Annotated in this window: 3 protein-coding genes and 1 pseudogene; 2 read left to right on the top strand and 2 right to left on the bottom strand. The window is 71.8% G+C overall.

The genetic code is table 11. From position 1 onward, the window contains the following. Together ACFWY6_RS08660 and ACFWY6_RS08655 are read left to right on the top strand one after the other, a co-directional pair. Positions 1–570, top strand: a pseudogene (locus ACFWY6_RS08660) (hypothetical protein); the annotation flags it as partial. A 79-nt stretch (positions 571–649) separates the two neighbouring features. Continuing rightward, the gene (locus ACFWY6_RS08655) at positions 650–1,600 is read left to right on the top strand and encodes a molybdopterin-dependent oxidoreductase (protein ID WP_384687491.1); all 951 of its coding nucleotides are present in this window, start codon (positions 650–652) and stop codon (positions 1,598–1,600) included. A gap of 68 nt (positions 1,601–1,668) precedes the next feature. On the opposite strand, the gene ACFWY6_RS08650 is transcribed toward ACFWY6_RS08655, so the two are convergent. Beyond that, positions 1,669–4,980 (bottom strand): S8 family serine peptidase, encoded by a 3,312-nt coding sequence (locus ACFWY6_RS08650; RefSeq protein ID WP_384687490.1) that lies wholly within the window; start codon positions 4,978–4,980, stop codon positions 1,669–1,671. A gap of 213 nt (positions 4,981–5,193) precedes the next feature. Continuing rightward, entirely contained in the window at positions 5,194–6,150 is a 957-nt protein-coding gene (locus tag ACFWY6_RS08645) for an ArsR/SmtB family transcription factor (protein ID WP_384687492.1), read from the bottom strand. Positions 6,151–6,183 lie beyond the last annotated feature (33 nt).

Raw genomic sequence — 6,183 nt, 5'->3', positions numbered from 1 at the left:
GGCGGGGCGCGGGCGCCCCCGCCCCGCCGGGGGGGGGGCCGCGGCGGCCGCGGGCGGGCGCGGCCCCGGCCCCCGCCCCGGCCCCCCGCCGCGCTGATCGGCGGGCTCGGCTGGCTCGCGGTGGACAGTGGTGGCGGCATCACCCAGAGCGACGCCGACACGGCGAAGGGAGCGGCTCCGGGGGACGACAAGGCGCACGACGGCACGGCGGACGACGGCAAGGCGGGCGACGGGGCCGCCGAGGACCTCACGGACGAGGGGTACGTGGCGTGCGCGCGGCTCATCGTGGAGGGGACGGTGCGCAGGGTCGAGGCGATTCCCGGTGCCGAGCAGGACCGGATCGTCCTGGACGTCTCCCGCTACTACAAGCCGGACAGCGGCAAGAAACGGATCACGTTCGTGATGAACGCGGACGTGGACCCGCGGCTGCGCCCCGGCGACCGGACGCTGATCGGCGTCCCGCGGGACGGGGTGTCGCCGGACATCTGGTCCACGGGCGAGGCGGCCATCGCCAAGGACCGGGCGTGGATCGAGCGGGCGCTGCCCGGGGCGGAGGGCCTCAGCTGTTAGGCGCTGCCCGCGGGGCCGGGGAACTGCCCCGCGGCACGGCCTCCGCGCGTAAGGACCGAATGGCCTCTAAGGTTGCTACATGACGAGTCAAGTGCCCCTGCCTGAACCCGACTTCACCCCGCTGGACGATGTCTTCGTCAGGAAGCACCTGGGTGTGCCGGACGTCGACGTCGCCGACTGGACCCTGACCGTGGAGGGCCTGGTCGAGCGTCCCCTGCGGCTGGACATGGCCGCCGTGCTCGCGCTCGGGGCCGAGCGGCTCCCCGCCTTCCACGAGTGCTTCGGGAGTCCGTTCGCGCCGGACGTGCCGACGCGGGCGGTGGCGCAGGTGGAGTGGGCGGGGGTGCCGCTGGCCGTGCTCCTTGACCGGGCGGTGCCTCGCGCGGCGGCCCGGCACGTCTGGTTCGAAGGCGCGGACACGGGGTCTTTCCACGGGGAGGACGGCCTGACGTACATGAAGGACCTGCCCCTGGACGTGGCCCGCCGTGACGTCTTCCTCGCCCACCGGATGAACGGCGAGGCGCTGCGCGCCGAGCACGGGTACCCGCTGAGGGCGGTGGTGCCCCGGATGTTCGGCACGAACTCGGTGAAGTGGCTGACCCGGATCGTGCTGGCCGACCGCAGGGCGGACAACATGTTCACCACGCGGTTCTACAACCGCGTCCTGCCGGGTGACACGGAGGCGACCCCGGTGCGTGAAGTGGACGTCAGCAGCAAGCTGTTCGCGCCACGGGACGGCGCGCGCGTCGCGGCCGGCGGTGTCGGTCTTTCGGGGCGGGCCTGGAGCACGACGGAGATCGTGGCGGTCGGCATCTCGGTCGACGGGGGCCCCTGGGAGTCCGCGGCGGTGGACGCGCCGGGCGCCGGGCCCACCTGGCAACGCTTCGCCCTGACCCGGGAGTTGGCGCCGGGCGCGCACCGTATCCGCTGCCGTGCGACGGACCGGGCGGGCCGGGTGCAGCCGTTGGAGGGGGCGCGCAACGCGGTGCACGAGGTGACGGTCGAGGTGGCCGGGGGTGCTCCCGGGTAGCCGGCGGAGCAAGGTGCCGGCTACCCGGGAGCAGGGAAGCCTCAAAGAGAGGCCTCAAGGAAAGGCCGCTACGACGTGACCTTCTCGATCGACACGCTGCCGTTGCCGGCGACCGTGCCGCCCGCGTTCAGGAGCGACACCTCGCCGAACAGCGCACGGCCGTCCGCGGCCGGGGCCTTCGCCACGACCTCGGCCTTGACGTCGGCCGAAGCGCCGTTGGCCAGCTTCACCGGCGCCGACTCGTCGACCGTGACCGCGCCGAGCGCCGCCGAGAAGAACACGTCCAGGTAGTCGTACTCGGTGCTCCCGGCGGGAATCGAGTATCCGGCGACCTCGATCTCGTACATACCGGCCGCGGGCTTCGGCAGGCTGACCGACTCCTCGGAGTCGCCGTCCGCCGACGAACCGACGACCTTGCCGTCCTTCAGGACCGAGAGGTCGAGGTCGGCTGCCGCGTCGGACGTCGAGCCGATCGCGACGTCGAGCCGCTCGGCGCCCTCCGGCACGACCACGGTCGTGGTCTGCGTCTCGCCCTGCTTGATCGAGGGCCGCGCGGCCTTCGACGAGCCGAGCGGGCCGCCCTTCAGCTTGCCGTCGACCGCGGCGAAGTTGTTCGTGACCTTCCAGGAGACTGGCGCCGGCGTGCCGACCTTGGCCTCCGGGACCTTCTGCACGGCGGGGTCGAAGGCGACGCCCAGCGCGGCGACGTCCAGCTTGTACGGGTTGTCGAGCAGCGGCGACGTCCGGCGCGACTCGATCTCGATCTCCCAGACGCCCGGCTGCGGGTCCGCGTACGCACGCAGGTCGGGACGGCAGGTGTTGGCCGGGTTCTCGTAGTTCGGGTAGCAGACGAGCGACGAGGTCGAGTCGACCGGGACGCCGTACGGGTGCACCGCGATGAACCGCGTCTGGCTCTTGTCCTTCAGGCCGCCGAGCGCCACCTCAAGGGACTTGGCGCCCTTGGGCACCGTCACGAAGTACGACTTGGTGCTGTTGCGCTGCACCGAACCGGCCGCCGAGAAGGTGTACGACGGCTTGGCGAGCGGCGCCGAGACGAGAGCCGTCGACATGATCTGCTGGTCGACGCCCTTGGTGCGCTCGTCGTCCACGGTGAGGATCGCGCTGTGCAGCCCGGCGGAGGTGGGCCGCGCCTGGACCTTGACCGTCACCGGCTTGTTCAGCGGCAGCGAGATCTCGTCGTCGCCGAGCAGCCGGAACGTACCGCCGTGGTTGTTCGCGAAGTCCAGCTCGTGGCGCACGGCGCGGTCCGGACCCGACGTCCGCGTGATGGTGACCTCGTACGTCCGCTTCTGGCCCGCCTTCAGGCCGCCCTCACGGTCGTAGATGCCCGTGCCGGGCTTCTTCAGCTCCTGCTCCAGGGCGGTGTCGACCGGTGCCTTCACCGTGTAACCGTGCGCGCTCGCACCGGACTTGATGGCACCCCAGGCGCCCACGATGTCGATCAGGCCGGTGCCCTGCGCGTACGCCTGCTCGCCGCGGATGCGGTCCGCGGTCGACGTGAGCGCGGTGCGCAGCTTGGCCGGGGGCAGATCGATCTTCTTCTGCTTGGCGGCGGAGAGGAGCAGCGCGGATGCGCCCGCCGCCTGCGGGGACGCCATCGACGTACCCTGCAACATCGAGTAGCCGGTGGGGAGTTTGTAGCCCGCCTCGGCGACCGGGGCGCCCGGCAGCCAGGTCTGCGTGGTGTTGATGGCCGAGCCCGGCGCGGAGATGATCGGCGCGAAGCCGCCGTCCTCACGCGGGCCGCGCGAGGAGAAGTTCATCATCGCGTACGGCTTGCGCACGGTGGAGCCGTAGTTGGCGGCCCAGGTGTCCTTGGATATGGACGCGCCGACGGAGATGACCTTGTCGGCGAGGCTGGGGTCGCCGATGGTGTTGGCGCCGGGGCCGGAGTTGCCGGCCGAGATCACCAGCTGCACGCCGTACTCGTCGATGAGCCGCTTGTAGAGCTCGGCGCGCGCGTTGTTGCCGTCGTTGAGGGCCGGGAGGCCGCCGATCGACATGTTGACGATGTCGACGCCGCGCTTGGTCACGAGGTCGATCATGCCCTCGGTGAGCGCGACGTTCGTGCAGCCGCCGGTCCAGGTGCAGGCGCGGGACGAGACCAGCTTGGCGCCGGGAGCGGCACCGTTCATCTTGCCGCCGAACAGGCCGTTGGCCGCGGTGATGCCCGCGACGTGCGTGCCGTGCTCGGACTCGATGAGGCCGATGTTGACGAAGTCGGCCTTCTTGCCGACCCAGTCGCCGCCGTACGGGTCGGTCGGCACGTCCTTGCGGATCTCGACGACGAAGGGGACGCGCTCGACGACGTCGGTCGCCGGGTCGTCCTTGCCGAAGTAGGCGACCTGGTGGCCGTCCTTGTACGGCTTCATGGCGTCGTCGTCGGTGAAGTCGCTGTTGTTGTTCAGGTCGACGTGCACCGTCCCGGCGGCCGGGTCGTAGAGCACGCCCCAGGTGTCGGTGGTGTCGCCGTCGCGGTTCAGGTCGCCCTTGGCGTCGCCGCCGGTGGTGGCCTTCTCGCTGAACCGGCTGATCTGGAACGAGCCCGCCGGGGACTTCCAGGTCTGGCCGTCCCAGGTGAAGACGGGCCCGGTGACGGGGTTGGTCATCCGCCGCCAGGTCGCGTCGGCGTCGACGATCGGGTCGGTCGCGGTCACCCAGTCGGTGATCTTCCGCTCGCCCGTGGTCGTCTTCTGCAGCGCGGGGTGACCCAGGTCGATGCCGGAGTCGAGGATGCCGATGGTGGTGCCGCGGCCGTCCGCCTTCGGGTTCTGCTTCACGAAGTCGACGGCGCCGGTCTCGAAGGAGGGGTTGTACGGGTTCTTCGCCGGGGTGTTCTTGTCCGGCCCGGCGTACGCCCCCTGCGCCGCCACGTCCGCACCCTTGGCGTGGTCGGCGGCGGGCGTCGGATCGTCCAGCTCGATCTCGTGCCGCAGATCGATGCCGTGCACGGAGGACAGCTTCCCCGCGGCCTCGATCGCGGCGTCGGCCTTCGCGGTGGGCACGGAGGCGCGGACGTAGCCGAGCTTGTCGTCGGTGCGGCCGACGGAGCCGCCCTTGACGGCGTCGAGCTGGCCGGCGACCTTCTCGGTGGCGCCGGGCGCGGTGGCGACCATCATCGTGACGGTCTTCTCACCGTCCGCCTTGGCCTCAGCGAGCAGGCCGGCGTCGGCCGAACCGAGCTTGCCTTCGGCGGACTTGGGGGCGGGGGCGGGGGTGCCGGGGTCGTCGTCGGCCGCGAAGGCCATGGGTATGGGCCCGGCGGCGGAGAGCGCGGCGGTCAGGCCGACGGCTATCGCGAGCCGAGCCGTGCGTCTCGCCCGCGATTTGGGTGTGGAGGGTGTGGCTTCGGGGGTCATCAGCATCCCTGTACGTAAGGTCGAAAGGGTCCGGAATTCGGTACCGGATGACCGCTTAGCTTCACGTAAGTGACTGCTGTTTGGGGAGAGTTGTCCGGGGCGGATCGGGGCGTGGCGTAATTCCGCCATGCGTCAGCGGGGGCGTATGCGGCTATGTCGGACTGAACCGCCGCTTCACGGCGGATCTTTGTCTTTTCAGCGAACTGCAGCGACCTACGGCGCACCGCCACCCGCGATCAGTGTGCCGAGAGCCGTACGCCGGTGGGTGACCGTGCGGCCTGTGCGGGTCGTTGTCGCCATTCCTGCCGATCTGAGCGCCGCCGCATGGGATGAGGCCGTCGCGTTGCTGACGTCGAGGGCGCATGCCAGGGAGGTTGTGGTGTGCGGCTCGGCGAGGAGGCGCAGGGCGTCGAGCCGGGTGCGGCCCAGGACGGCGGCCAGGGCCTCGACCGGGCGCTCCGGTGTGGGCGGGAGCCCGGGGCCGGCAGGGTACGTCAGGACCGCGGGACGGCCCGGGGTGTCCTGCAGAAGTGGGCCCGCCGGGTGGTGGAAGGTCGGCAGCAGAACCAGGCCGCGCCCATCGAGGCGGACATCGCGGGCCGGCGCCGCGTCGGGCCATTCCCACACACCCTCGTGGAGTCGGCAGCCCGGGGCCAGGCCGGTCAGGGTGTCGGCCACGCCGTGCTCGGCGGCAGCCAGGGCGTAGCGGGTGAACTCCTCACGGTGCAGATCCTGGACGACGGACCAGACCGGGGCGAGGACCGTCTCGTACGCGGCCTGCTGGGCGCGGTGCAGGGTGCGCCAGGCCGTCTCGTCGCCCGCGTGCAGGCCGTGGATCCAGCGGGGCGCGGGCGCCGCCCCGTAGACCCGCACCAGCTCGGAGCGGACGAGGCCGGGTCTTGTGGCGCGGATCCGTTCGAAGCCGTCGCCCATCGTCTCGCCGAGGACGTCGAGGAAGGAAGGCGGGCGGCCTGCGGGAACCAGGTCGGCGAGCGCGCCGGTGACGGCGGGGAGAGAGCGCAGGACACGGCCGCGCCACGGTGCGAACAGCGGCCCGCCGCGGTGGGCCACGGCTGTCGCCAGGGCGGCGTGCAGCTCCTGGAGCGGCGCCGGGCGGGGGGCGAAGCGGATCCGGGCGAAGTCCTGCGCGGTGAAGTGGATTCGCAGCACCGTCACAGCTCCTCGTCCTGGGCCGGCCTTTCG

The organism is Streptomyces sp. NPDC059037 (genome assembly GCF_042740015.1).
Lineage (GTDB): Bacteria > Actinomycetota > Actinomycetes > Streptomycetales > Streptomycetaceae > Streptomyces.
The sequence above is the reverse complement of the archived record's forward strand: the minus strand, read 5'-3'. Positions and strand labels throughout refer to the sequence as shown.

What these genes read in the sequence shown, in the direction of transcription:
- ACFWY6_RS08650 (WP_384687490.1), bottom strand. Translation starts at nt 4,980, where the DNA reads ATGACCCCCGAAGCCACACCCTCCACACCCAAATCGCGGGCGAGACGC.
- ACFWY6_RS08655 (WP_384687491.1), top strand. Translation starts at nt 650, where the DNA reads ATGACGAGTCAAGTGCCCCTGCCTGAACCCGACTTCACCCCGCTGGAC.